Source organism: Pseudomonas sp. 3HC3, assembly GCF_044904505.1.
In the GTDB taxonomy this organism is placed as follows: domain Bacteria; phylum Pseudomonadota; class Gammaproteobacteria; order Pseudomonadales; family Pseudomonadaceae; genus Aquipseudomonas; species Aquipseudomonas putida_Y.
Window position 1 is genome coordinate 91,107 of sequence record NZ_JADDRH010000008.1, and the last position, 26,379, is coordinate 117,485.

Here is a 26,379-nt window from a genome sequence, read left to right on the forward strand (position 1 = left end):
ACAATCGGGATAAAGCCACATTAGCCGGGGGCGACTGGCAGCTACCTGACAGGCACATTACAACTTTGTCAGCTTGGGCGAGCGGGCACATCGTCACGTATCATTTCAGCCATCCCATTGCCCCTGTGCTAGCAGGGTAAAACAACGCCCATTGGCTACGCTAACTTTCAGATTATGGACAGTGCATGAAACTGCTGATCGTCGAAGACCAGGCCCGCACCGGCCAGTACCTGAGCCAAGGCCTGAGCGAGGCCGGCTTTGCCACCGAGTTGGCTACCGATGGCGAAACCGGCCAGCTCCTCGCCCTGACCGGCGACCACGACCTGCTGATCCTCGACGTGATGCTGCCCGGCCGCGACGGCTGGCAGATCCTTCAGGCCGTGCGCCAGGCTGGCCTGGATACGCCGGTGCTGTTCCTGACCGCCCGCGACGCTGTCGAGGATCGCGTGCATGGCCTGGAACTGGGCGCCGACGATTATCTGGTCAAGCCGTTCGCCTTTTCCGAACTGCTGGCCCGGGTACGCAGCCTGCTGCGCCGTGGCACCAGCCCGAGCCAGGACACTACCTTGAGCCTGGCCGACCTGCGCCTGGACCTGATCCGCCGCCGCGCCGAGCGTGCCGGGCTGCGCATCGACCTGACCGCCAAGGAATTCTCACTCCTTGAGCTGCTGCTGCGCCGCCAGGGTGAGGTACTGCCAAAATCGCTGATCGCCTCGCAGGTGTGGGACATGAACTTCGACAGCGACACCAATGTGATCGAAGTGGCCATCCGACGCCTGCGCCTGAAGATCGACGACCCGCACCCCAACAAGCTGATCCACACTGTCCGCGGCATGGGTTACGTACTCGAAGAGCGCACCGAGTGATGCGCCGGGTTTCCCTCGGCAGCCGCCTGGCCCTGCTGTTCGCCGCCTGCACCGCCACTGTCTCGCTGGGCGCCGGCCTGTTATTCAGCCGGGCCAGCGAGCAACACTTCATCGAGCTCGACCAACAACTGCTGGACTCGCGCCTGTCATTGTTTCGTACGCAACTGGCTGGCGTCAGCACGGCTGATGAGCTCCAGGCCCGCCTACCTGCCCTGCACGATGAACTGAGTCACCAGGCCGACCTGGCCCTGCGCATCAGTGCCAGCAATGGCGCCACCTGGTTCGAAAGCCGCAGCGGGCTGCCGCAAGCAGCGCAGGCCACCGGGCTGACCACCCTGCATACGCAAGGCATCGACTACCGCAGCCTGTCCGTGCCCCTGACACAGGGCGCCATGCAGTCGCCGCAACTGACCCTGTACCTCGACATCACCCACCACCAGCACTTCCTCCAAGGCATGCAACGGCTGATCTGGCTGACGGTCGGCCTGTCGGCGCTAACCACCGCACTACTGGGTGCCTGGGCCGCCCGCAGCGGCCTGCGCCCATTGCGGCAGATGGGCCAGGTGGCCGCCAGCGTGTCAGCGCGCTCCCTCACCACCCGTCTGCCGGTGGCGCAGATGCCCGAAGAACTGGCCGAGCTGGCCAGCAGCATGAACGCGATGCTGCAGCGCCTGGACGATGCCTTCCAGCGCCTGTCAGCGTTTTCGGCCGATATCGCCCACGAGTTACGTACGCCGCTGTCCAACCTGCTGACCCACACCCAGGTCACCCTCACCCGCCCACGCAGCCTCGAAGAATACCGCGAGGCGCTGCATGGCAACCTGGAAGAACTGCAATGGATGGCGCAGATGATCAACGACATGCTGTTTCTGGCCAAGGCCGACCACGGCCTGCTGGTACCGGGCCACGCGCCTTTGGCGCTGCATGACGAGGTGGATGCGCTGCTGGAATACTACGCACCACTGGCCGAAGACAGCGACGTGCAGATGCTGCGCGAGGGTGAAGCCGTGCTGCTTGGTGACCAGCATATGCTGCGCCGGGCGCTGTCCAACCTGCTGGACAACGCCATGCGCTTCACCCCGGCAGGAGGACAGATAAAGGTGACCCTGGGGCCGGGGCCGACGATCAACGTGGCCAATACCGGGCTGGCTATCGACCCGACGGCGCTACCACGGCTGTTCGACCGGTTTTACCGGGTGGACCCGGCTCGGCGGGAAGGCAGCAGCGAGCATGCGGGGCTGGGCCTGGCGATCACCCGGTCGATCGTGCAGGCCCATGGCGGGTGCATACGGGCGGAGTGCGAGGGTGGGTGGACCCGATTCGTGATCGACTTCACTCAAGATCAGTAACCCTGGTGGCGCTTTACGCCCCCCAGGACCTCAGGCAAACATCAAACCGCCAGGCCAATCGCCGGCTGCACCTGCGACGCCCGGTAGGCCGGGTAAATGGTCGCCAGGAAACTCATCACCAGGCCGGCGGTGCAGATCATCGCCACATCCCCCCACTGTAACTGCGACGGCAAGCTGCTGACGAAATACACATCCGACGTGAAGATGTGCTGCCCGCTCACCCGCTCCAGCCAACCGACAATCTGGCTGACATTGAACGCCGCAATCACGCCCAGTACGCCACCAATCAGCGTGCCGACAATGCCGATCAGGCTGCCCTGGACCATGAACGTGCCCATGATCTGCGCCGGCGTGGCGCCCAAGGTACGCAGGATGGCAATGTCCGGCCCCTTGTCGTTCACCACCATCACCAGGGTGGCGATGATATTGAACGCCGCCACCGCGATGATCATCATCAGCAGCAGACCGATCATGGTCTTTTCCATCTTCATGGCGCTGAACAGGCTGCCTTGGGTATGCGACCAGTCATCGGCGCGGTAGGCATCGCCAAGCCCGGCGGCAATCGCCTTGGACACCTGCGGAGCGGCATACAGGTCGTGCAGTTTCAGGCGCACACCTTGCACCTGGCCCGGTGCCCAGCGTTGCATCTCGGCAGCATCAGCGACATGGATATAGGCTTGCGACCCATCCAGCTCGGCGCCGACCTTGAAGATGCCGACCACGGTGAGGCGCTGCATGCGCGGGGTGATGCCACCCGGCTCCTTGCTGATTTCCGGCACGATCAAGGTCAGCTTGTCGCCGGTGTTCAGGCGGAAGCGGCGTGCGGTCAGCTCGCCGATGACCACGCCGAACTCACCTGGCTGCAAGTCCTGCAGGCGGCCCTGGACGATGTGCTGGCCAACGATGGAAACCTTGCCCTCCTCGGCCGGGTCGATGCCCCCCACCTGGATCGGCTGCATGGCGCCCTTGTACGACAGCATGCCTTCCATCTCGGTAATCGGCGCAACAGCCATCACCGCCGGATTCTTCATGGCTGCGTCGGCTACCTTGTGCCAATCGTCCAGCGGCTGCACGCCAAGGATGGCGGCATGCGGCACCAGGCCGAGAATGCGCGAGCTCATTTCGCGCTGGAAGCCGTTCATCACCGACAGCACCACGATCATCGCCAGCACGCCCAGCGACAGGCCGATCATCGAAGTCATCGAGATGAACGAAATGAAGTGGTTGCGACGCTTGGCTCGGGTGTAGCGCGCACCGATAAAGATGGGCAAGGGTCTGAACATGTACGAAATCACCCAATGAAAACAGGAAAACGGGGCAGCACTTGCCACCCCGGCAGTCGATCAGATTGCCACCAGATGGCCATCATCGAGCTTCAACACGCGGTCCATCTGCCGCGCCAGGTTGAGGTCGTGGGTGACCACCAGGAATGCCGTGCGCGAGGCACCGGACAGCTCCTGCATCAGCTCCTGGATGCCTTGAGCGGTATGGTGGTCGAGGTTGCCGGTCGGCTCGTCGAGCATCACCAGGCCGGGGCGATTGACCAGCGCCCGGGCAATAGCCACGCGCTGGCGCTCGCCGCCGGACAGCTCGGCCGGCTTGTGGTTCAAGCGGTGGCCCAGGCCTACCCGCTTGAGCAGCGCCTCGGCACGCTCCCGGGCCTCGGGGATGGGCGTTCGGCCGATCAGCAGCGGCATGCACACGTTCTCGATGGCGGTGAATTCCGGCAGCAGGTGGTGAAACTGGTAGACAAAGCCCAACTCACGGTTGCGCAGCAGGCCACGGGCACGCTCGCCCAGTGCCGACAGCTCTTCGCCAGCCAGCCATACACTGCCCTGGGTCGGCCGGTCGAGGCCGCCCAGCAGGTTGAGCAAGGTACTCTTGCCTGAGCCGGAACTGCCGACGATGGCGACCCGCTCACCGGCCTGCAGCTCCAGGTTGAGCCCGGACAGCACCTGCACCGACTCCGGGCCCTCGTCGTAGGACTTGCCCAGGTTGCGGCAACTCAGAACGGCTTTATCACTCATGCGCGACTCACTCATAACGTAGCGCCTCTGCAGGCTGGGTGCGGGCCGCACGCCAGGCCGGATACAGGGTGGCGAAGAAACTCAGGACCAGTGCCGCACCGCAGACCATGTACACGTCCTGGGCCAGGATCTGCGACGGCAGGTAATCGATGAAATACACGTCGGCGTTGAGGAACTTGTGCCCGATCAGTTTCTCGATGCCAGCGATCGCCGCGCTCACGTTCAGTGCGGCGAAGATCCCGACCACGGCGCCGATCAGGGTACCGATCACCCCGATCACCGTGCCCTGGACCATGAAGATGAGCATGATCTGCCCGGGCGTGGCGCCCAGGGTACGCAGGATGGCGATGTCGCCGCGCTTGTCGTTGACCACCATCACCAGGGTGGAAATGATGTTGAACGCTGCCACCGCCACGATCAGCAGCAACAGCAGGCCGATCATGGCCTTTTCCATACGGATCGCCTGGTACAGGTTGCCGTGGGTACGGGTCCAGTCACGGCTATAGAATTCCTGGTCGCCCAACTGCTGGGCGATGCTCCAGGCTACGCGCGGCGCCTGGAACAGGTCCTCGAACTTCAGGCGCAGGCCCTGGACCTGGTCGGGCTTCCAGCGGTGCAGGCGGGACAGGTCGCTGATATTGGTCAGGCCCAGATAGCCATCGATCTCGCCCGCGCCAACGTGGAAGGTGCCGACCACGGTGAAGCGCTTCATGCGCGGGAACATGCCGGCAGGAGTCACGCTGACCTCGGGGGCGACGAAGGTGAGCTTGTCGCCGATGGCAACGCCCAGCTTGGCCGCCGCCTTGTCACCAATCATGATGCCCCACTCGCCCGGCGCCAACTGGTCCAGGCGGCCTTGCAGGACAAAGTTGTCGATGATCGACACCTCGCGCTCGCGAGCGGGGTCGATACCGTTGAGCAGCACCTTCTGCACCTTGCCATCATGGGTCAGCAGGCCCTGCATCTGGGTGAACGGCGCAACCGCTACCACCTGCGGATTCTGCTTTACTTGTTGGGCAAGGGCCTGCCAGTCGGCAATGGGTTGGCCGCTCTCCAGCGTGGCATGGGGAATCATGCCCAACACGCGGGTGCGCATCTCGTGATCGAAACCGTTCATCACCGACAGCACCACGATCATCACCACCACGCCCAGGGCGAGGCCGATCATCGAGGTCAGGGAAATGAACGAGACGAAGTGATTGCGACGTTTGGCACGGGTATAACGCGTGCCGATGAATGCGAAAAGAGGTCTGAACATGTCGGGGCTTGTTCGGATGAAAGGGAACGTCCTTGTGGCGAGGCGCCTACGGCGGCTTTACACTCGGACCACCGCCGCTACCTTGGGTTCGCCATGACGACATTAGACGAAGAAGATCGCCGCGAATACTACCGCATCGAAGATCGGATCGCACTTCAAATAAGCCCCCTTAGCGCGGCCGAAGCCCTCGAGCCAGATGTGTTGCAAGATGATTCGCCGCTGTTCAACCTGCTCAGCGAGCTGCACCTGTCCGACTTCGAGTCGCAACACCTGTTGCGCCAGCTGAGCGACAAGGACCGCACACTCGCCGCCTTCCTGCGGGCACAGAACAAGCGCCTCGACTTGCTTAGCGCGGTGGTTGCGCAAACCCTGCTTGGCGAGGTCGGCGAGCCAGTACCGGTGGTCATTTCCGAAGGCGGCATCGAATCCGTCCAAGCCACACGGATTGACCCCGGTACACGAGTGAAGGTGAAAATGGTGCTGATGCCACGTGCCCATGGCCTACTGCTGCGCGGCAAGGTCAGCCATTGCGACCCTCGCCCGGAAGGCGGCTTCGAGGTCGGCACCGAGTTCATCGACATGACCGACGCCCAACGACAACTGCTGGCCCGTTACATCCTGCAGCGCCAGCAACAGCAACGGCGCCAGCAGCTGGAACTGAACGACCCTGCCTCCTGAGCCAATTTCCCCCTGATTTGAAGGAACGAACGTGACCCTGATCTACGGCCATCGCGGCGCCAAGGGCGAAGCACCCGAGAACACCCTGAAGAGCTTTCAGCAATGCCTGTCCCATGGCGTGACCCGCTGCGAGCTGGACCTGCACCTGTCAGCCGACAACGAACTGATGGTCATCCACGACGCCACCCTCAAGCGCACCACTGGCCGTCGCGGCAAAGTGGTCGAGCACCCGGCCGCCGACCTGGTCAAGATCGATGCCCGCAAAGGCGGCCCGGGCCATGTGCAGCCCTGCCCGATCCCGAAACTGGAAGAGCTGTTCGAAAAATGCCCGTTCGAGCACTGGCAGCTGGAAGTGAAAAGCGCCTCGCGCACCCGCGCGGCCACCACTGTCCTGGCGATCCGTGAACTGGCCCAGCAATATGGCCTGCTGGACAAGGTGACCATCACCTCCAGTTCACGCGAGGTACTGAGCGCCGCTCTGGAACTGGTGCCAGACGTGAAACGCGGGCTGGTGGCCGAGTACGCCTGGCTCGACCCGCTGAAGGTGGCACATAACTACGGCTGCGAGCTGCTGGCATTGAACTGGACACTGTGCACCCCCGAGCGCCTGCTCAAAGCACAGGGCCAGGGTTTGCATGTGTCGGTGTGGACAGTCAACGAGCCGGCACTGATGCGCCGGCTGGCTGACTTTGGTGTGGACAGCCTGATTACAGACTTTCCCGGTTTGGCCAAGACCACCCTCGGGTAGGGTTGAAATCGGTCTCTCCGACCGGCTCAGGCCACCGGTCGGAGCCGCTCAAAAAAGCCGGTTCAGGCCGTCATAGGCAGCTACCCGATAGGCTTCGGCCATGGTCGGGTAGTTGAACGTGGTGTTGACGAAGTACTTCAGGTTGTTGTGCTCACCTGGCTGGTTCATGATCGCCTGGCCAATGTGGACAATTTCCGAAGCCTGATAGCCGAAGCAATGCACGCCGAGGATTTCCAGGGTTTCGCGGTGGAACAGGATCTTCAGCATGCCCTGCGGCTCGCCGGCGATCTGCGCGCGCGCCATGCCTTTGAAGAAGGCCTTGCCCACTTCGTACGGCACTTTGGCCTGGGTCAGCTCCTGCTCGTTCTTGCCGATCGAGCTGATCTCCGGAATGGTGTAGATACCGGTCGGCACGTCGTTGACGAAGCGCCAGCTGCCATTGTCGACAATGCTGCCAGCGGCCGATCGGCCCTGGTCATGGGCCGCACTGGCCAGGCTTGGCCAGCCAATCACGTCACCGGCACCGTAGATGTTCGGCACGGCGGTGCGGTAGGCCTCGTCGACCTCGATCTGGCCGCGGCTGTTCACCTTGATACCGATGTTTTCCAGGCCCAGCTTGTCGGTGTTGCCGGTACGGCCGTTGCACCACAGCAAGGCGTCGGCCTTGATCTTCTTGCCCGACTTGAGGTGCAGGATCACCCCGTTGTCCAGGCCTTCGACGCGCTCGTAGTCTTCGTTGTGACGCACTGTGATGTTGTTGTTGCTGAAGTGGTAGCTCAGCGCCTGGGAAATTTCCGAGTCGAGGAAGCTCAGCAGTTGGCCGCGGTTGTCGACCAGCTCGACCAATACGCCCAGACCACTGAAGATCGAAGCGTATTCGCAACCGATCACGCCGGCACCGTACACGATCAGCTTGCGCGGGGTATGGCTGAGGCTGAGGATGGTGTCGCTGTCGTAAACCCGCGGATGGTGGAAGTCGATGTCGGCCGGACGGTAAGGGCGCGAGCCGGTTGCAATGATGATGTGCTTGGCGTTGAGCTTCTCGACCACGCCGTTGGGGCAAACCACTTCCACGGTCTGCTCGTCGGCGAAGCTGCCGGTGCCGAAGAACACGTCGACGCGGTTGCGGGCATAGTAGCCGGTGCGCGATGCCACCTGCTTGGCGATGACCTTCTCGGCGCTTTTCAGCACGTCCGGGAACGAGAACCAGCGTGGCTCGCCGATGGCACGAAACATCGGGTTGGTGTTGAACTGCATGATCTGCCGCACCGAGTGACGCAGTGCCTTGGACGGAATGGTGCCCAGGTGGGTGCAGTTGCCACCAACCTGGCGACGGTCATCGACCATCGCTACCTTGCGCCCTGCTTTGGCGGCGTTCATTGCCGCGCCTTCACCGGCCGGGCCGGAACCCAGCACCACTACGTCGTAGTTGTAGACAGCCATGCGTACTCCTTCAGAACTGGCCCGCAAGCCACGGTCGCTCGCGGGGCACGATCATGCCGCCAGGGCGCCATGAGAAAATTCGGGTGCAGTCTAATCAACCCTGAACGCCGCGCACATTAACCCTTGGTCGCGTCGTAGGCCAATTTCGCCCGCACTACATATGCTTCACCCATTCCCTGGCGGCAATCATCCTTGCTTGTGCTTTCACTGGCCTTTCACTGCCCGCTCGAACGCGGGCGTAGCTCGGGAGACGAAGCCACCCTCCGCCCGAGTCACCAAAACCGCAGCCAGATCATGCGCCACGGCAAAATCCCAGCCTCGCTGCGGCCCCAGTATGAGCAGCAGCGTCGAATAACCGTCGGCCTGCAGTGCTGAGGCGTCCAGCACCGTAACGGCCGCCAGGTCATGCTCGACCGGGCGCCCGAGGCGGGCATCGAAGGTGTGCGAATAGCGCCGGCCATTCTGCTCGAAATAGTGCCGATAGTCACCCGAGGTTGATACTGAAAGGCTATTGACCGGGATGATCTGGCGGGCGACCTGCCGGTCTTCGCGGGGCAGTTCCAGGGCAATGCGCCAAGAGCTGCCGTCAGGCTTGCGGCCAACCGCCTTCAACTCGCCAGTGACCTCGGCAACAAAACTGCTGACACCCATGGCCTGCAGGCGCGCGGCAATCAAGTCAACAGCATGGCCGGCGACGATGCTGTTGAAGTCGAGCTGCACCGGGGCATCCTTGCACAGGGCTCTACCTTTGACGCGCAGGTGCTGATAGCCCACACGCCGACGCACCAGGGCCAGCGCCTGTGGTTCGGGCACCTGCTCGTGACGGGCCTGAGGGCCGAAGCCCCACAGGTCGAGCAAAGGCTCTACCGTGAGATCGAAAGCACCATCGCTCTGTTCGGCAAGGTGCTGGCCCAGGCTGACCAATTCGAGCATATCGGGCGGCAGGGCCAGGCAATGCCCGGCGGGTAACCGGTTGAACTGGCTGACGATGGAATCGCCGCGGTAGGTCGAATAGTGGTGGTCGATGTCATGCAGGATGGTTTCAACCGCCATCTGCACCTGGGCCGGCACCGGACCACCAGGCTCGCGGACGTACTGGATGCTGTAGCTGCTGCCCATGGTCGGGCCACCCAGGCGCTCCAGGGTGGGGCCCTGGTTGCAGGCGGTGAGTAGCAGCAGAATGAACAGTAGGGCTGTGTGCAAGGTTTGATTTCTCGGTTGCCGGTGCTGGCCTCTTCGCGGGTAAACCCGCTCCTACAGGGGCAGCGATAATCCTGTAGGAGCGGGTTTACCCGCGAAAGGGCCGGCACTGACAACACACATTCAGAATAAAAAAAACGGGAACCCGAAGGTTCCCGTTTTTTCATTGCCTTACAAGCGAATCAGCGTGGAAACGCTGGCGGGTTCACACCGGCCATGTCTTCCATCACACGAACCACCTGGCAGCTATAACCGAATTCGTTGTCGTACCAGACGTACAGAACAACGCGGTTGTCGTTGGCGATGGTCGCCTCTGCGTCAACCACACCGGCATGGCGCGAGCCCACGAAGTCGGTCGAAACCACTTCCTGCGAAGCCACGTAGTCGATCTGCTTGTGCAGCTCCGAGTGCATGGCGGTCTGGCGCAGGTACTCGTTGATCTCGTCGCGGGTGGTGGCCTTTTCCAGGTTCAGGTTCAGGATGGCCATCGAAACGTTCGGCGTCGGGACACGAATGGCATTGCCGGTCAGCTTGCCCTTCAGCACTGGCAGTGCCTTGGCAGCAGCGGTGGCGGCGCCGGTTTCAGTGATTACCATGTTCAGCGGCGCGGCACGGCCACGGCGGCTGCCCTTGTGGAAGTTGTCGATCAGGTTCTGGTCGTTGGTGAACGAGTGAACGGTTTCGACGTGGCCGTTGACGATGCCGTACTGATCGTTGATGGCCTTGAGCACCGGCACGATGGCGTTGGTGGTGCAGGAGGCCGCCGAGATGATCTTGTCTTCGGCAGTGATGTCACCGTGGTTGATACCGTGCACGATGTTCTTCAGCGCGCCCTTGCCAGGTGCGGTGAGAATCACGCGGGCAGCACCAGGGCAGGCCAGGTGCTGGCCCAGACCGTCGGCGTCACGCCATACACCGGTGTTGTCGACGATAAGCGCATTGTCGATGCCGTACTGGGTGTAGTCGACTTCGCTCGGGTTCTTGGCGTAGATAACCTGGATCAGGTTGCCGTTGGCAGTGATGGTGTTGTTGGCTTCGTCGATGGTGATGGTGCCATCGAACGGACCGTGCACCGAGTCACGGCGCAGCAGGCTGGCACGCTTGACCAGGTCGTTTTCGGCGCCTTTGCGCACGACGATGGCACGCAGACGCAGGCCATCACCACCACCGGTCTTCTCGATCAGGATGCGCGCCAGCAGGCGGCCGATGCGACCGAAACCGTACAGGACAACGTCGGTGCCTTTGCGCGCCGAAGCGTTCTGCTGGCCAACCACGTCGGCCAGCTCTTCACGGACGAACTGCTCGGCAGTGCGGCCATTGCCTTCCTGCTTGAACTTGTTGGCCAGCTTGCCCAGGTCGACCGATGCGGCGCCCAGTTTCAGCTCGCTCATGGCCTTGAGCAGGGGGAATGTCTCGTGGACAGACAGTTCGGTTTCGTCGGTTTGGCGGTGGCGCGCAAAGCGGTGCGCCTTGAGGATCGAGATAACCGAACGGTTGATCAGGCTGCGGCCATAAATCGAGCTCACCACGTTGTTATTGCGGTAGAGCTGACCGATAAGCGGGATCATCGCTTCAGCCAGGGCTTCACGATCAATCCACTCACCAAGACACTGGTCGGGCTTCTGAGTCACGGGAACCTTCCACATGTAGGGACAGAAAAAAGGGGCTACATTATGACGCCCCGACGCGGAACCGGCAATGAGTGCCTGTCGCAGTGACGCAAGCCAGTGTTCATGCCCTTTCGAGCCTGACAGCCGGCACGGTCACCGGTACAATCGGTCTCTTTGCCGCAACGCTTGGAGTGCAATCTCCCGTGTCAGTTCTGCGCCTACCGCAAATGTCGGCCACGGCCGGCAAACAAACCTGGGGCAATCTGCCCGGTGCCGCCCTCAGCCTTGCCATCGCCGAGGCTGCCAGCAGCGCTGGCCGCTTCACCCTGCTGCTGACGGCCGACAGCCAGGCCGCCGACCGTCTGGAGCAGGAGCTGCGCTTCTTTGCCCCGGGCTTGCCAGTGCTGCCGTTCCCCGATTGGGAAACCCTGCCCTACGACCTGTTCTCGCCGCACCAGGACATCATCTCCCAGCGCATCGCCAGCCTGTACCGTCTGCCGGAGCTGAGCCACGGCATCCTCGTGGTGCCGATCACCACCGCCCTGCACCGCCTGGCACCCACGCGTTTTCTGCTGGGCAGCAGCCTGGTGCTGGATGTGGGCCAGACCATCGACGTGGAGCAGATGCGCACGCGCCTGGAGGCCAGCGGTTATCGTTGCGTCGACACCGTCTACGAGCATGGCGAGTTCGCCGTGCGCGGCGCGCTGATCGACCTGTTCCCGATGGGCAGCAAACTGCCCTACCGCATCGACCTGTTCGATAACGAGATCGAGACGCTGCGCACCTTCGACCCCGAGACCCAGCGCTCGATCGACAAGGTGGATTCGGTGCGCCTGCTGCCAGCACGCGAATTCCCGATGCAGAAGGAAGAAGTGACCCGCTTCAAGGCACGCTTTCGCGAGCGCTTCGACGTCGACTTCCGCCGCAGTGCAATCTTCCAGGACCTGGCCAGCGGCATCATCCCCGCCGGTATCGAGTACTACCTGCCGCTGTTCTTCGAAGAAACCTCGACCCTGTTCGACTACCTGCCGACCGACACCCAGGTGTTCTCGCTACCCGGTGTGGAACAGGCCGCCGAGCACTTCTGGAACGACGTGCGCGGGCGCTATGAGGACCGCCGCGGCGACCTCAGCCGGCCGCTGTTGCCGCCGGCCGAGCTGTTCCTGCCGGTGGAAGATTGCTTCGCCCAGCTCAAGCAGTGGCCCCGGGTGGTGGTCAGCAGCGAAGCGCTCGACCCTGGCGCGGGCCGCGAGCGCTTCCCGGCGCGCGCCCTGCCCAACCTGGCCATCGAGGCCAAGGCCAACCAGCCGCTGGCCGAGCTGGCCAACTTCCTCGACCAGTTCCCCGGTCGCGTACTGTTCACGGCCGAATCAGCGGGCCGCCGTGAAGTGCTGCTGGAGCTGCTCGAACGGCTGAAGCTGCGCCCGCAGACTGTCGAAGGCTGGGACGATTTCATTACCGGTGCCGAGCGCCTGGCAATCACCATCGCCCCGCTGGACGACGGCCTGCTGCTGGACGACCCAGGCCTGGCCCTGATTGCCGAAAGCCCACTGTTCGGCCAGCGGGTGATGCAGCGCCGGCGCCGTGACAAGCGTGGCGAAACCGCCAACGACGCGGTCATCAAGAACCTCACCGAGCTGCGCGAAGGTGCGCCGGTGGTGCACATCGACCATGGCGTCGGCCGCTACCTGGGCCTGGCTACCCTGGAAATCGACGGCCAGGCCGCCGAATTCCTGACGCTGGAATACGCCGAGAACGCCAAGCTGTATGTGCCGGTGGCCAACCTGCACCTGATCGCCCGCTACACCGGCAGCGACGACGCCCTGGCACCGCTGCACCGGCTGGGTTCGGAGGCCTGGCAGAAAGCCAAACGCAAGGCCGCCGAACAGGTCCGCGACGTGGCAGCCGAACTGCTCGATATCTATGCTCGCCGCGCCGCACGCAAGGGCTATGCGTTTGCCGACCCGTCCGCCGACTACGCCACCTTCAGCGCCGGCTTCCCGTTCGAGGAAACCCCGGATCAGCAGGCCGCCATCGAGGCCGTGCGCGCCGACATGCTGGCCCCCAAGCCAATGGACCGTCTGGTCTGTGGCGACGTGGGCTTCGGCAAGACCGAAGTGGCCATGCGCGCGGCGTTCATCGCCGTGCACAGTGGCCGCCAGGTGGCCGTACTGGTGCCCACCACCCTGCTTGCCCAGCAGCATTACAACAGCTTCCGCGACCGCTTTGCCGACTGGCCCGTGACCGTGGAAGTGATGAGCCGCTTCAAGTCGGCCAAGGAAGTGGCCGCCGCCGCCGCGGACCTTGCCGAAGGCAAGATCGACATCCTCATCGGCACCCACAAGCTGCTGCAGGACGACGTGCGCTTCAAAGACCTGGGCCTGGCGATCATCGATGAAGAGCACCGCTTTGGCGTGCGCCAGAAAGAACAGCTAAAGGCGCTGCGCAGCGAGGTCGACATCCTCACCCTGACCGCCACGCCGATTCCGCGCACGCTGAACATGGCGGTGGCGGGCATGCGCGACCTGTCGATCATCGCCACGCCACCAGCGCGCCGCCTGTCTGTGCGCACCTTCGTCATGGAACAGAACAAGAGCACGGTCAAGGAGGCGCTGCTGCGCGAACTGTTGCGCGGTGGCCAGGTGTACTACCTGCACAACGATGTGAAAACCATCGAAAAATGCGCCGCCGACCTTGCCGAACTGGTGCCTGAGGCACGCATCGGCATCGGCCACGGGCAAATGCGCGAACGCGAGCTGGAACAGGTGATGAGCGATTTCTACCACAAGCGCTTCAACGTGCTGGTGGCCTCGACCATTATCGAAACCGGTATCGACGTGCCCAGCGCCAACACCATCGTCATCGAGCGCGCCGACAAGTTCGGCCTGGCCCAGCTGCACCAGTTGCGTGGCCGGGTTGGCCGTAGCCACCACCAGGCTTACGCCTACCTGCTCACACCTACCCGTCAGAAGGTCAGCGCCGACGCCGAAAAGCGCCTGGAGGCAATCGCCAACACTCAAGACCTGGGCGCAGGCTTTGTACTGGCCACCAACGACCTGGAAATCCGCGGGGCCGGCGAGCTGCTGGGCGAAGGCCAGAGCGGGCAGATCCAGGCGGTGGGCTTCACCCTGTACATGGAAATGCTCGAGCGTGCGGTCAAGGCAATCCGTAAAGGTACCCAGCCGAACCTTGAGCAGCCACTGGGCGGCGGCCCGGAGATCAACCTGCGCCTGCCGGCACTGATCCCCGAAGACTACCTGCCTGACGTGCATGCGCGCCTGATCCTGTACAAACGCATTGCCTCGGCTGCCGACGAAGAAGGCCTCAAGGACTTGCAGGTCGAGATGATCGACCGCTTCGGCCTGTTGCCAGAGCCGACCAAGAACCTGATGCGCCTGACGTCGCTCAAGCTGCACGCGGAAAAGCTCGGCATCAAGAAAGTCGATGCGGGGCCCAACGGTGGCAAGCTCGAGTTCGAAGCCGAAACCCCGGTCGACCCATTGACCCTGATCAAGCTGATCCAGGGTCAGCCCAAACGTTACAAGTTCGAAGGCGCTACCCAGTTCCGCTTCCTGGTACCGATGGAACGCCCCGACGAACGTTTCAATACCCTGGAGGCGCTGTTCGAGCGCCTGACCCCACAGCCTGCCTAAGGAAGACCCATGCGTGCCACCCGTTGCCTGACCCTGCTGCTGGCGCTGTTCGCCCCGGCTGCCTTCGCCGAAGGCCTGTATCAGGTAGAAATGATTCTGGTGCGGCAGAACAGCGTGCCCGCCTTCACCAGCCCGTTCGCCCCCGAAGACTGGAGCGCTGGCGCCCCACGCCTGACCAAAGACGCCGAGCGCCGCCCAGCACTGGAAGATGAAGCCACCCGCCTGGCAGCCACCGCCGACTACACCGTGCTGATGCACAAGGCCTGGCAGCAGCAGGTGGGCAGCGAACCCAGCCGCATCGCCATGGGCGAAGGCACCGAACAGTTCGGGCACTTCCCTATCGAAGGCAACCTGAGCATCGCTGAAGGCCGCTTCATCACCGTCGAGGCCAACTTCTGGGTCAACCAGCTGGATGGCAACGGCAGCGTGCTGCAAAGCGAGCAGTTCAGGCAGAGCAACAGCAACGTCAAGGGCGGCCAGCTGACCTTTCTCGACGGAGGGCACTTGGCGGTGCTGCTGAAGGTGACACCACCGGGTACGCCGAAAATGCCGGTAATGGACCCGGAGATGATGGAGCAGTAAGCCCATGAAGCACGATGCCGCCGAGATGGTGAACGCCTATCCGAACTGGACTCAATCGTTCAGCAAAGCTGCCCTGCAGCGCGGTGAGCGCTATGCCGAGGAAGGCAGGGCAGAACTGGAAGGCGTGTATGGGCAGACCATAACGGCCAATTGCCAGGGAAGCGGCAACAACCATTACCGGCAACGCATCGAGCTGCACGTTGCGGGTGGCCGCTGCCATGTGCGCGGTGAATGCGATTGCCCGGTACGGCAAAACTGCAAGCATTGCGCCGCTGTACTCTTCTGCGTGAGCGACCGCTTTTCCAGCAGTGAGGACACGCAAGCCAACCCGGGCACCTTGTCCGCCGAATTGCAGCACTGGTTGAGCGGCCTGGAGCAGGCTCCGCCCAAAACCGACGCGACCGAAGACAAACGCGGGCGCATGGTGTGCTATCAGCTGCAGCTCACCGACGATGCCGGCTGCGCCCTGCTTGTCCGCAAGGGCACGCGAACGGAGGACGGCATCCGCTTCAGCCGCGTCCAGTCACTTTACGATTTTCTCTACGAGCCACCGCGCTTCGTAACAGACGAAGACATCCGCATTCTGCGCCTGCTCTCGGCCCTGAATCAGGGCGGCGGCCAAGATCGCGGCTACAAACTGAAGGGCCACGAAGGTGGCGAGTTGTTCCAGCGCGCCCTCGAAACCAGGCGTATGTTCTTCGATACCGACCTCCCCCCGCTTCATGAAGGCCCGGTGCGCCATGCCGAGTTTCGCTGGGTACGCCTGGACAATGGAAACTACCGGGGGCGGTGGTACAGCGGCGAAGAGATGCTGCGCTGCGTCATCCCGCTGCTGCCGCCTTACTACCTGAACCTGCCGACCCGTGAAGTGGGCAAAGTCGAGCACAGCCTGGATCCGCACGTCGCCGTGCAGCTGACTATCGCACCCGATGTACCGGAACACCTGGTCGTACCCCTGAGCCACAAGCTCAATGCCCTCAGCCACAAGGTGCCGACCCCGACGCAAGTGCAGGAGCAGTTGCTCGATAACATCCAGCCAAAGCCCCTTCTTGCTCTCGGCAGCCTTGAATACACCGCCTACATGCCGAAAACCGGTCGCATGCAACGGCAGATGCAACATCGCGCCGCACTGGCGTTCGATTATGACGGTTTGCAGGCCAGCGGCACCGACGAAAAGCCGCTGACCCGCCTGGCAGGCAGCACCAGCCAGCGCATTCGCCGCCAGACTCAAGCCGAGCAGGCGCTGCGCAAGGTGCTGCGCGATTTCGGCTTCAAGCCCGCCACACGGCAGAGCAAGGCCCTACCCGACAGCGCCGGCGAAATGCACCAGTTGCCTGACGACGAAGCCTGGCTGCGCTTTGCCCGCGAAGGCCTGCCGCGCCTGCGCGAAGCCGGCTGGGACATCGATATTCACCGCGACTTCGCCTTCAACCTGCAGGAGGTGGACGACTGGTATGCAACCATCGATGAAGCACCTGGCCATGAATGGTTCGACCTGGAACTCGGCATCGTGGTCGATGGCCAGCGCCACAGCCTGCTGCCGATCGTGTTGCACCTGCTGCGCAGCAGCCCGGAGCTGCTACGCCCTAGCGAACTGGCCCGGCGCAGCGATGATGAACATCTGCTGATCGACCTCAATCGCGGCCGTCTCGATGCCCAGGCTTTGCGCGTCGCCCTGCCCTATGGCCGCATCAAGGCAGTCATGGGCACCCTGGGCGAGCTCTACTTGCACGAGGACACTGCAGGCCCGTCCCTGCGCATGGAGCGCGCCGACGCCGCGCGCCTGAACGAAATAGAAGGCCTGCCCCTGCACTGGGAAGGTGGCGAGCACGTACGCGATCTGGGCCGGCGCCTGCGCGATGCCCGGGACCTGCAGGTGGAACCACCCACTGGGCTGCAGGCCAGCTTGCGCCCTTATCAGCAGCAAGGCCTGAACTGGCTGCAGGCCCTGCGCGAGATGGGTACCGGCGGTATCCTCGGCGACGACATGGGCCTGGGCAAGACCCTGCAGGCCTTGGCCCATCTGCTGCTGGAGAAACAGTCCGGGCGCCTGAGTGCACCGGCCCTGGCGGTCATGCCAACCAGCCTCATACCCAATTGGCTGGACGAAGCCCAGCGCTTCGCCCCCGACCTGCGCGTCCTGGCACTGCATGGGCCGGGGCGCAGCAAGCACTTCACCAAGCTGCATGAGTACGACCTGGTCCTGACCACTTACGCCCTGATACCACGCGACCTCGAACAGTTGCGCCCCCAGGCCTGGCACATGCTGATACTGGACGAAGCGCAAAACATCAAGAGCAGCAGCAGCAAGGCTGCCCTCGCCGTCTGCGAGCTACAGGCCGGCCAGCGCCTGTGCCTGACCGGCACGCCGATGGAAAACAACCTGGGCGAACTGTGGTCGATCTTCCACTTCCTGATGCCCGGCTGGCTGGGCGACCTGAAGCGCTTCAACCAGGATTACCGCAACCCGATCGAACGCCACGGTGACAGCGAGCGCATGGCCCACCTGGCCAGCCGCATCCGGCCGTTCCTGCTGCGCCGCACCAAAGAGCAGGTGGCCACCGAGCTGCCGGCCAAGACCGAGATGGTGCACTGGGTCGAGCTCAGTGATGCCCAGCGCGATACCTACGAGGCCGTGCGAGTGGCCATGGACCAGAAAGTCCGCGACGAAATCGCCCGCAATGGCGCCGCACGCAGCCAGATCGTGATCCTCGACGCGTTGCTCAAGCTGCGCCAGGTGTGCTGCGACCTGCGCCTGGTCAAAGAGGTGGAAAGCAAAGGCAACCAGGCCGACAAGGGCAAGCTGGGTGCGCTGCTGGAAATGCTCGAAGAGCTGCTCAGCGAAGGGCGCCGGGTGCTGTTGTTCTCACAATTCACCTCGATGCTGGCGCTGATCGAGCAGGAGCTTGAGAAGCGCAAGATCCGCTACAGCCTGCTGACCGGTGACACTCGCGACCGTCGCACGCCAGTGCAGCAGTTCCAGCAAGGTGAAAGCGAAGTGTTCCTGATCAGCCTCAAGGCAGGGGGTGTAGGCTTGAACCTGACGGCGGCGGACACCGTGATCCACTTCGACCCCTGGTGGAACCCGGCCAGCGAAAACCAAGCCACCGACCGTGCCTACCGCATCGGCCAGGACAAGCCGGTGTTCGTGTTCAAGCTGATTACCCGGGGTACGGTGGAAGAGAAGATCCAGTTGTTGCAGCAGGAAAAGGCTGCATTGGCGGCCAGCCTGCTGGACGGCGGGCAGACTGGGCAATGGCGGCTTGGCGATGAAGAAATCGAGGCCCTGTTTGCGCCATTGCCTGGAAAACGCGGGCGGTAGGCCAAAGGGGGATACAGCGTAGGAGCGGGTTCACCCGCGAATGGGCCGGGCCTGCTGGCCAATCTCCACCTGCCGCTCACCGTTGCCGCCGCTACCGTATTCGCGGGTAAACCCGCTCCTACAAAGATTGGTGGTGGACACACACCGGAGGTTGGACACAGGCCGCGTGTAGGAGCGGGTTTACCCGCGAAAGGGCCGGTCCTGCCGACCAATCTCCACCCGCCATTAACCGTTGCCGCCGCTACCGTATTCGCAGGTAAACCCGACTTGTGGGAACGAACAGGCCCGCGCAGTCAATCGACCAACTGAGCTTCCTTCAACGCCCCCAACGCCTCCAGCCAGCGCGGCTGCTGGCGATAATCGGTCCGCGCAAAACCTTGCCCGCGCATCCGCGCAATCCGCGGCGACGGCTTGACCTTCATGCGCTGCGCCGCACTCAGCGCCAGCTCCGCCGCCGCCCGGTCATTGCACACCAGGCCCATGTCACAACCGGCGCTGAGCGCCGCCTCGATACGGCTGGCCGCGTCGCCCACCACATGCGCACCGGCCATCGACAGGTCATCACTGAAGATCACCCCGTCAAAGCCCAGCTCGCCACGCAGGATGTCCCGCAACCAACGCCGCGAGAAGCCGGCCGGCTGGTTGTCGACCTGCGGGTAAATGACATGCGCCGGCATCACTGCCGCAAGCTGCCCACTCAGGCGGGTAAACGGCACTAGGTCGGCCTGGCGCAGCTGTTCCAGGCTGCGCTCATCGGTGGGGATGGCCACGTGCGAATCGGCTTCGGCCCAACCATGCCCCGGGAAATGCTTGCCACACGCGGCCATTCCCGCCGCATTCATGCCACGGATGAACGCGCCGGCCAGTTGCGTTGCACGCAGCGGATCACCCTCGAACGCGCGGCTACCCACCACGGCGCTACGCTGGTGGTCCAGGTCGAGCACCGGAGCAAAGCTGAGGTCCAGACCAACTGCCAGCACCTCGGTCGCCATCAGCCAGCCGCACTGCTCAGCCAGGTATTCAGCGTTGTCGTTATCGGCCAGCGCACGCATGGCCGGCAGGCGCACAAAGCCATGGCGCAGTCGTTGTACGCGACCACCCTCCTGGTCCACTGCCAGGATCAGCTCGGGGCGAATGGCGCGGATGGACGCGCACAGTTCGCGCACCTGGCGCGGGCTGTCGATATTGCGGGCAAAGATGATCAGGCCAGCCACTTCGGGCTGGCGCAGCAATTGACGGTCTTCGGCGGTCAGCCATTTACCGGCGATATCCACCATCAGGGAGCCTTGCAGGCTGACAGTCATGGGTAATCCTTCATTGAAGACAGAGAGAGGCCCACCGGGGGGCAGCAGACACCGACAGGCACACGCCGCTGGCCACAGGCGAAGCCATAAGAGCACTGGTCAGCAAGGGAAATATGAAGTAGATCGAGATCAGGCATGGGCGCTAGCTTAGCGGAAGCGCCCTGCCACGCCCAGCCTTCAGGCCTTGGCGGTAGCCGAGCTGGTCTTTGTTCGCGGGCGCAGCTGCGCAGTGGCCATCGCCTCGTCGGTCACACCGCTGTCAGCACGCATGCCTGCCGCCAGGAACGGCACCATCAGGCGCATCACCTGCTCAATCGACGTGTTGATGCCGAAGTCAGTCTCGGCAATCGCCCGCAGGGCTTTGATACCGGACATGCTGAAGGCCGCGGCACCCAACATGAAGTGCACACGCCAGAACAGTTCCAGTGGCGGAATGCGTGGCGCAGCTTCGTTCACCAGCAGCATGTAGCGGCGGAACACCTTGCCGTACATGTCTTCCAGATAACGCCGCAGGTGACCCTGGCTCTGGCTGAACGCCAGACCCAGCAGGCGCATGAAGATCGACAGGTCGTTGTTGCTACGCGGCTGCACGGCCAACGCCTGCTCTACGAGCATTTCCAGCAGTTCTTCAAGGCTGGGCTTGTGCTCCGGCTTGGCCTGGCGCCGCTCCAGTTCACGCTCGAGACTGGCGCAAAATGGGCCGAGGAAACGCGAAAAAACAGCCTGAATCAGCGCCTTCTTGGAGCCGAAATGATAGTTGACTGCCGCCAGGTTGACCCCGGCCTTGCTGGTAATCAGCCGCAACGAGGTTTCGGCGAACCCCCTTTCCGCGAACAGCTGCTCGGCAGCATCGAGAATGCGTTCAACGGTTTCCGATTGGGCCATGACTACTCCGACTACTCCGCCAGACAAACAGGTGTTTGAAACATACGTTTCAGCCCTGCTTCTGTCAAGGCTCGGTGACTGGGCGGTCGCCATTTAAAATGGTGCTAGCTGCTGGCTGCAAGCGTCAAGTAACAGCAACACCGACCGGATATCACGAAATCGCTTCTGAGGTGACTGAAAAGGCTGGAAGGACTGCCGTTTCGCCCTTTCTTGCAGCTTGGAGCTTGCAGCGGGCCTGACACTGTATATAATCCCAGTCACTGTACAAAAAGACAGAGCGCTTACCATGTTGAAACTGACGCCACGCCAAGCCGAAATTCTCGCGTTCATCAAGCGCTGCCTGGAAGACAACGGCTTCCCGCCCACCCGCGCGGAGATTGCTCAGGAGCTGGGCTTCAAGTCGCCCAATGCCGCCGAGGAGCACCTCAAGGCCCTTGCCCGCAAGGGCGCGATCGAAATGACGCCGGGCGCTTCCCGCGGCATCCGCATCCCTGGCCTGGAAGCCAAGGCCGAAGAAGCCGGCCTGCCCATCATCGGCCGGGTAGCTGCCGGTGCGCCGATCCTTGCAGAACAGCACATCGAGCAATCCTGCAACATCAACCCTGCCTTCTTCCACCCCCAAGCCGATTATTTGCTGCGCGTACACGGCATGAGCATGAAGGACGTCGGCATCTTCGACGGTGACCTGCTGGCGGTGCACACCTGCCGTGAGGCCCGCAACGGCCAGATCGTGGTGGCGCGTATCGGCGACGAAGTCACCGTCAAGCGCTTCAAGCGCGAAGGCAGCAAAGTCTGGCTGCTTGCCGAAAACCCCGAATTCGCCCCCATCGAAGTCGACCTGAAAGAACAGGAACTGGTGATCGAGGGCTTGAGCGTCGGCGTCATTCGCCGCTGATCCAGGAGGCGTCATGCAGCAGTTCATTCACGCACCCGAGCAAGCCCAGTTGCCCCTGTTCGAAGCATTCCTCGCACAGCCCGTGCTGCCAGGCCTGAAAGCCAAGGAGCCAGCGCGCAAGAGCAGCCAGCCCGAACTGTTCAGCGAACTGTCGCTGCGCGGCGCCCCTGGCCACTGCCAAAGCCTGCTGGCGCCGGTGCTGCGCGAGCTGAGCGAAGAGGACGAGGCCCGCTGGCTGACCCTGATCGCCCCGCCGCCAAGCCTGACCCAGGCCTGGCTGCGCGATGCCGGGCTCAACCGTGAACGTATTCTGCTGCTGCAACCCCGCAGCAATCAAAGCGCGCTGCAGCTGGCCTGTGAGGCCTTGCGCCTGGGCCTCAGCCACACCGTGGTGAGCTGGCTGGGCAACGTCAACGCCACTGCACGCCAGCAACTGCTACGTGCAGCCAGTGCCGGAAACGCACAAAGCCTGAACATCCGCCTCGGCTGATGTTCAGGCTTTGCCTGTCACTTCAAATAGCCTGATACGCTGCTGCACACTCAGTGCAGCACACGCGGCCCTTCATCACGCTCAAGCTCGCCATCCATCAGGCGACCGGCCATCTGCACGCCCACACTGAGCATGGCCTTGGCCACTTCCACATGCTGACCCTGCAGGAACACCTTGGCGTCTTCCGAGAAATCCAGGGTTACCAGAGAGCCCTCATCCTCGGCGCGACGAAGTTCGATGCGGCCATCAGGCAACTCGACAATTTCCAGAAAAGACGTAGACATAAATGGCAGTTCTCCGCGAAAGGCGATTATTGTACCAGCCGTTGCGGCTATCAGCACTCACTCAACGCGTCACGGAAACGTCTCACCAGACTTTTGAGGTCATTTCGCCAGCTTTCCAGCTCGGCACGCGAGAGCGCTGGATGCTCAGGCTCATCAAGATTGACGGCCTGAATCAGTGGTTGGGTAACGTCGGTTTTCGGCGCTTTTCTAGCGACCGGTGGTCGGAACAAATCGGCATAAGCACCGAGCATTTGCGCCAGCCAGGTTTCACGCTGGCGGGCCAGTTCCAGCAACTCGGCCACTTCCGGGATGGTTATACCGTTAAGGGCATCGTCGGCCAGGGCCTGCTCCACCGTCGCGACAATCGGCAGGCGGTAGAAGCCCCCGATTTCATGGCACAGCCCCAACAGAGCACCATACAGGTGGAACAGCGCCGACTCGCGTTCAGCCTGAACCAAGCCTTGGGCATTCATGGCCTGGCTTTGTTCAGCCTTGGCCATGGACTCGAGGGCGAGGCCGGCGAAGAACAGTTTCTGGTTGGTGCGGGTGTAGAGTTCCTGGGCCATTTCAGTGCCCTCCCATAAGGCTACAAGGCGAATATCTGCATCATAAATGATTGGGGCCGCTTTGCGCCCCTTCGCGGGCTTGCCCGCTCCCACCAGTACAGCGCCACATTCAAGGGCGGCGCGATACCTGTGGGAGCGGGCAAGCCCGCGAAGGGGCGCAAAGCGGCCCCATATCACAGCACCGATGGATCAGCGCTTGTCTTCAACCTTCCAGGCATTGCCGTCGTAGAACGCCTTCCAACCGGTCGGCTTGCCATCGACCTCGGACTGCACGTACTGCTCCTTGGTCTTGCGGCTGTAGCGGATCACCGCCGGGCGACCATCCGGGTCTTTCTGCGGCGCATCGCACAGGAAGTGGTACTTCGGGTCGATCTCATGCTTGTGCGGCACAATCTCCAGCACCAGTGGCGCACGGGTTTCGCGGTTCTTGGGGAACTGGCTGGCAGCCAGGAACAGCCCCGAAGCACCGTCGCGCAGCACGTAGGTATCGTCGACCTTCTCGCACTTGAGCTCCGGCATGTCTACCTTGTCCATCTTCGGCGGCGCCGCCTCGCCGCTCTTGAGCAGCTTGCGGGTGTTCTTGCACGCCGGGTTGGTGCAGCCGAAGAACTTGCCGAAACGGCCGGTCTTCAATTGCATCTCGCTACCGCACTTGTCGCACTCAAGGCTCGGCCCTTCGTAGCCCTTGATGCGGTAGTTGCCTTCCTCGATCTCGTAACCTACACAATCCGGGTTGTTACCGCAGATGTGCAGCTTGTGCTTCTCGTCCAGCAGGTAGGCGTCCATCGCCGTGGCGCAGATCGGGCAACGGTGCTTGCCCAGCAGCACGCGCGATTCCGACTCGCCCTCGTCGTCAGCAGCAATCTCGTCGCCCGGCACCAGGTTGACGGTGGCCTTGCAGCGCTCTTTCGGCGGCAGGCTGTAGCCAGAGCAACCCAGGAACACGCCTGTAGAGGCGGTGCGAATCATCATCGGCCGGCCACATTCCTTGCACGGAATGTTGGTCATGGTCGGCTGGTTGGCACGCATGCCGTCTTCACTGGACTCGGCAGTCTGCAGCTTTTTGCTGAAGTCGCCGTAGAACTCGTCGAGCACGTTCTTCCAGTCACGCTCGCCCTGGGCCACGTCGTCGAGGTTCTCTTCCATGACGGCAGTAAAGCCATAGTCCATCAGGTTGGAGAAGCTCTCCGACAGGCGCTCGGTGACGATGTCGCCCATCTTCTCGGAGTAGAAGCGGCGGTTGTGCAGCGTCACATAGCCACGGTCCTGGATGGTGGAAATGATCGCCGCGTAGGTCGATGGGCGGCCAATGCCGCGCTTTTCCATTTCCTTGACCAGGCTGGCTTCGGTGAAGCGCGCCGGCGGCTTGGTGAAGTGCTGGCTCGGGTCGATCTGGATCAGTTTAAGCGCTTCACCCTGAACCATTTCTGGCAGCACGTCGTCTTCGCCCGGCTTGCTCTGCTGGGGCAGCACACGGGTGTAGCCGTCGAACTTGAGGATGCGGCCCTTGGCACGCAGCTCGAAATCGCCGGCCGCGACGGTGACGCTGGTGGACAGGTACTGCGCTGGCGGCATCTGGCAAGCCAGGAACTGGCGCCAGATCAGCTCGTACAGGCGCTCGGCATCACGCTCCATGCCGCTGAGCTTGGTCGGGTGGGTATTCACGTCAGAAGGTCGAATCGCTTCGTGTGCCTCCTGGGCGCCCTCCTTGCTGCCGTAAACCAGTGGCGCCTCCGGCAGGTACTGCTTGCCGAACTCCCGCTCGATGTAGCTGCGTGCCATATCCAGGGCGTCAGCCGACAGGTTGGTCGAGTCGGTACGCATGTAGGTGATGTAACCGGCTTCGTACAAGCGCTGGGCCATCATCATGGTTTTCTTCACACCGAAGCCCAGGCGGTTACTGGCCGCTTGCTGCAAGGTGGAAGTAATGAAGGGTGCCGATGGCTTGCTGCTGGTCGGACGGTCTTCGCGCTTGACCACGCTGTAGCTGGAAGCCTTGAGCTTATCCAGCGCCGCCATGGCCTGAGCTTCGTTCAGCGGCTTGAAGGCCTCGCCCTTCTCCCGCGCCACCTCGAAACGCACCTTGGCGTTCTTGGCGGTGCCGAGGTCAGCGTGGATTTCCCAGTACTCTTCCGGGATGAACGCGCGGATCTCGCGCTCGCGCTCCACCACCAGCTTTACCGCTACCGACTGCACACGGCCAGCGGACAGGCCGCGGGCAATCTTGGCCCACAGCAGCGGCGAAACCATGTAACCGACCACGCGGTCGAGGAAACGCCGCGCCTGTTGGGCGTTGACCCGGTCGATGTCCAGCTCGCCCGGCTGCGAAAAGGCCTCCTGAATGGCCTTCTTGGTAATTTCGTTGAACACCACGCGCTTGTAGCGGGTGTCGTCACCCCCGATGGCCTCGCGCAGGTGCCAGGCAATGGCTTCCCCTTCGCGGTCCAAGTCGGTTGCGAGATAGATGGTGTCGGCATCCTTGGCCAGGCGGCGCAGCTCTTCGATCACCTTTTCCTTGCCAGGCAGGATCTCGTACTTGGCCTTCCAGCCATGGTCGGGGTCGACGCCCATGCGCGCCACCAGCTGGCGGCGGGCCTTTTCTTTCGGCGAAAGCGCCGGCGCCTCACCCGCAGCCTTGCCACGCTTGGCGGCCGGCTCTTTGCTCGCGCTGGCCGAACCGCTGGTGGGGAGGTCTCGGATATGGCCGATACTCGACTTCACCACGTACTGGTTACCCAGGTACTTGTTGATGGTCTTGGCCTTGGCCGGGGATTCCACAATGACCAGCGATTTGCCCATGGATCGGAGTATTCCTGAATCTGAAGATAAAAAACGCGCCAAGTGCCAGACGCGGCACCGCTATATATAGTGGCAAAAGTGTGAGGTCAAGCTCGGACGATCAGTCGTGCGACTTGCCCAGCAACCCGGGCAGCCCTTCTTCGGCCTTGACCAAAGCAAAGCGTGGCACCTGCTCGCCGTCAACTTCTACGGACTCCTCGAACATCGAAAGGGGGCGTACCCAGAAGCTGTAATCACCATACAGGCATTGGTAGAACACCATCCACTCTTCGGTTTCGGAGTGCCGCGCAACACTGAAGACACGGTACTCAGGCCCTTTGTAATGCCGGTAGACGCCTGGTTGTATCTGCATGTTGCACACCTCCTGAATAAAACCTGAAAAAAACAAAACCGGGGCACAAGGCCCCGGTTGCTGTCCCG

At 62.7% G+C, this 26,379-nt stretch carries 21 protein-coding genes; 9 read left to right on the forward strand and 12 right to left on the reverse strand.

Features of this window, described 5'->3' with window-relative positions:
• Positions 1-185: 185 nt before the first annotated feature.
• Complete coding sequence (gene cinR / locus INQ47_RS13910) at positions 186-866, forward strand: two-component system response regulator CinR (protein WP_404701924.1); 681 nt, start codon at positions 186-188, stop codon at positions 864-866.
• Entirely contained in the window at positions 863-2,215 is a 1,353-nt protein-coding gene (cinS, locus tag INQ47_RS13915; protein WP_404701925.1) for a two-component system sensor histidine kinase CinS, read from the forward strand. Before cinR ends, cinS begins: the two co-directional genes overlap by 4 nt.
• 41 nt (positions 2,216-2,256) lie before the next feature.
• Here the strand turns inward: cinS and INQ47_RS13920 are convergent, their stop codons facing one another.
• The 3 genes from INQ47_RS13920 to INQ47_RS13930 are packed head-to-tail and all read right to left on the reverse strand — an operon-like array spanning position 2,257 to position 5,500.
• Complete coding sequence (locus tag INQ47_RS13920) at positions 2,257-3,498, reverse strand: lipoprotein-releasing ABC transporter permease subunit (protein ID WP_392521193.1); 1,242 nt, start codon at positions 3,496-3,498, stop codon at positions 2,257-2,259.
• 60 nt (positions 3,499-3,558) lie between these two features.
• Positions 3,559-4,242 (reverse strand): lipoprotein-releasing ABC transporter ATP-binding protein LolD, encoded by a 684-nt coding sequence (gene lolD / locus INQ47_RS13925; protein WP_172402812.1) that lies wholly within the window; start codon positions 4,240-4,242, stop codon positions 3,559-3,561.
• A 7-nt stretch (positions 4,243-4,249) separates the two neighbouring features.
• The gene (locus tag INQ47_RS13930; protein WP_404701926.1) at positions 4,250-5,500 is read right to left on the reverse strand and encodes a lipoprotein-releasing ABC transporter permease subunit; all 1,251 of its coding nucleotides are present in this window, start codon (positions 5,498-5,500) and stop codon (positions 4,250-4,252) included.
• A 93-nt stretch (positions 5,501-5,593) separates the two neighbouring features.
• Here INQ47_RS13930 and INQ47_RS13935 point away from each other — a divergent pair, with 93 nt between their 5' ends.
• Complete coding sequence (locus INQ47_RS13935; RefSeq protein ID WP_274118790.1) at positions 5,594-6,178, forward strand: PilZ domain-containing protein; 585 nt, start codon at positions 5,594-5,596, stop codon at positions 6,176-6,178.
• Positions 6,179-6,209: 31 nt separating this feature from the next.
• Positions 6,210-6,926, forward strand: a complete 717-nt coding sequence (locus INQ47_RS13940) for a glycerophosphodiester phosphodiesterase (RefSeq protein ID WP_404701927.1) — start codon at positions 6,210-6,212, stop codon at positions 6,924-6,926.
• A gap of 48 nt (positions 6,927-6,974) precedes the next feature.
• Here INQ47_RS13940 and sthA read toward each other — a convergent pair whose 3' ends face one another.
• From sthA to INQ47_RS13955, 3 genes are all read right to left on the reverse strand, one after another.
• Positions 6,975-8,369 (reverse strand): Si-specific NAD(P)(+) transhydrogenase, encoded by a 1,395-nt coding sequence (gene sthA, locus INQ47_RS13945; RefSeq protein WP_021785418.1) that lies wholly within the window; start codon positions 8,367-8,369, stop codon positions 6,975-6,977.
• Between the two features lie 204 nt (positions 8,370-8,573).
• Entirely contained in the window at positions 8,574-9,572 is a 999-nt protein-coding gene (locus tag INQ47_RS13950) for an FAD:protein FMN transferase (RefSeq protein WP_404701928.1), read from the reverse strand.
• Positions 9,573-9,751: 179 nt separating this feature from the next.
• The gene (locus INQ47_RS13955) at positions 9,752-11,215 is read right to left on the reverse strand and encodes a glyceraldehyde-3-phosphate dehydrogenase (RefSeq protein ID WP_252458383.1); all 1,464 of its coding nucleotides are present in this window, start codon (positions 11,213-11,215) and stop codon (positions 9,752-9,754) included.
• A gap of 167 nt (positions 11,216-11,382) precedes the next feature.
• Between INQ47_RS13955 and mfd the strand changes: the two genes are divergently transcribed.
• The 3 genes from mfd to INQ47_RS13970 are packed head-to-tail and all read left to right on the forward strand — an operon-like array spanning position 11,383 to position 18,736.
• Entirely contained in the window at positions 11,383-14,832 is a 3,450-nt protein-coding gene (gene mfd / locus INQ47_RS13960) for a transcription-repair coupling factor (protein ID WP_252458384.1), read from the forward strand.
• Between the two features lie 9 nt (positions 14,833-14,841).
• On the forward strand, positions 14,842-15,414 hold the full coding sequence (locus INQ47_RS13965; protein ID WP_404701929.1) for a CsiV family protein: 573 nt from the start codon (positions 14,842-14,844) through the stop codon (positions 15,412-15,414).
• Between the two features lie 4 nt (positions 15,415-15,418).
• On the forward strand, positions 15,419-18,736 hold the full coding sequence (locus INQ47_RS13970; RefSeq protein ID WP_404701930.1) for an SNF2-related protein: 3,318 nt from the start codon (positions 15,419-15,421) through the stop codon (positions 18,734-18,736).
• Positions 18,737-19,029: 293 nt separating this feature from the next.
• Here INQ47_RS13970 and nagZ read toward each other — a convergent pair whose 3' ends face one another.
• Positions 19,030-20,028 carry a beta-N-acetylhexosaminidase gene (gene nagZ, locus INQ47_RS13975; RefSeq protein ID WP_404701954.1) on the reverse strand — a complete coding sequence of 333 codons (999 nt, stop codon included), beginning with the start codon at positions 20,026-20,028 and terminating at the stop codon, positions 19,030-19,032.
• Positions 20,029-20,217: 189 nt separating this feature from the next.
• Positions 20,218-20,925 (reverse strand): TetR/AcrR family transcriptional regulator, encoded by a 708-nt coding sequence (locus tag INQ47_RS13980; protein ID WP_021785423.1) that lies wholly within the window; start codon positions 20,923-20,925, stop codon positions 20,218-20,220.
• Between the two features lie 286 nt (positions 20,926-21,211).
• Here INQ47_RS13980 and lexA point away from each other — a divergent pair, with 286 nt between their 5' ends.
• A complete protein-coding gene (gene lexA / locus INQ47_RS13985; RefSeq protein WP_010953131.1) occupies positions 21,212-21,820 on the forward strand; it encodes a transcriptional repressor LexA in 609 nt (202 codons plus the stop codon).
• Positions 21,821-21,833: 13 nt separating this feature from the next.
• On the forward strand, positions 21,834-22,310 hold the full coding sequence (gene sulA / locus INQ47_RS13990; RefSeq protein ID WP_404701931.1) for an SOS-induced cell division inhibitor SulA: 477 nt from the start codon (positions 21,834-21,836) through the stop codon (positions 22,308-22,310).
• Positions 22,311-22,360: 50 nt separating this feature from the next.
• Here sulA and INQ47_RS13995 read toward each other — a convergent pair whose 3' ends face one another.
• The 4 genes from INQ47_RS13995 to INQ47_RS14010 form a co-directional block, all read right to left on the reverse strand.
• The gene (locus tag INQ47_RS13995) at positions 22,361-22,594 is read right to left on the reverse strand and encodes a hypothetical protein (protein ID WP_003248777.1); all 234 of its coding nucleotides are present in this window, start codon (positions 22,592-22,594) and stop codon (positions 22,361-22,363) included.
• Positions 22,595-22,644: 50 nt separating this feature from the next.
• Entirely contained in the window at positions 22,645-23,160 is a 516-nt protein-coding gene (locus INQ47_RS14000; RefSeq protein ID WP_404701932.1) for a DUF6586 family protein, read from the reverse strand.
• 189 nt (positions 23,161-23,349) lie between these two features.
• Positions 23,350-25,959 carry a type I DNA topoisomerase gene (gene topA / locus INQ47_RS14005; protein WP_103443938.1) on the reverse strand — a complete coding sequence of 870 codons (2,610 nt, stop codon included), beginning with the start codon at positions 25,957-25,959 and terminating at the stop codon, positions 23,350-23,352.
• 100 nt (positions 25,960-26,059) lie between these two features.
• Positions 26,060-26,311 carry a DUF1653 domain-containing protein gene (locus INQ47_RS14010; RefSeq protein WP_021785428.1) on the reverse strand — a complete coding sequence of 84 codons (252 nt, stop codon included), beginning with the start codon at positions 26,309-26,311 and terminating at the stop codon, positions 26,060-26,062.
• Positions 26,312-26,379: the final 68 nt, after the last annotated feature.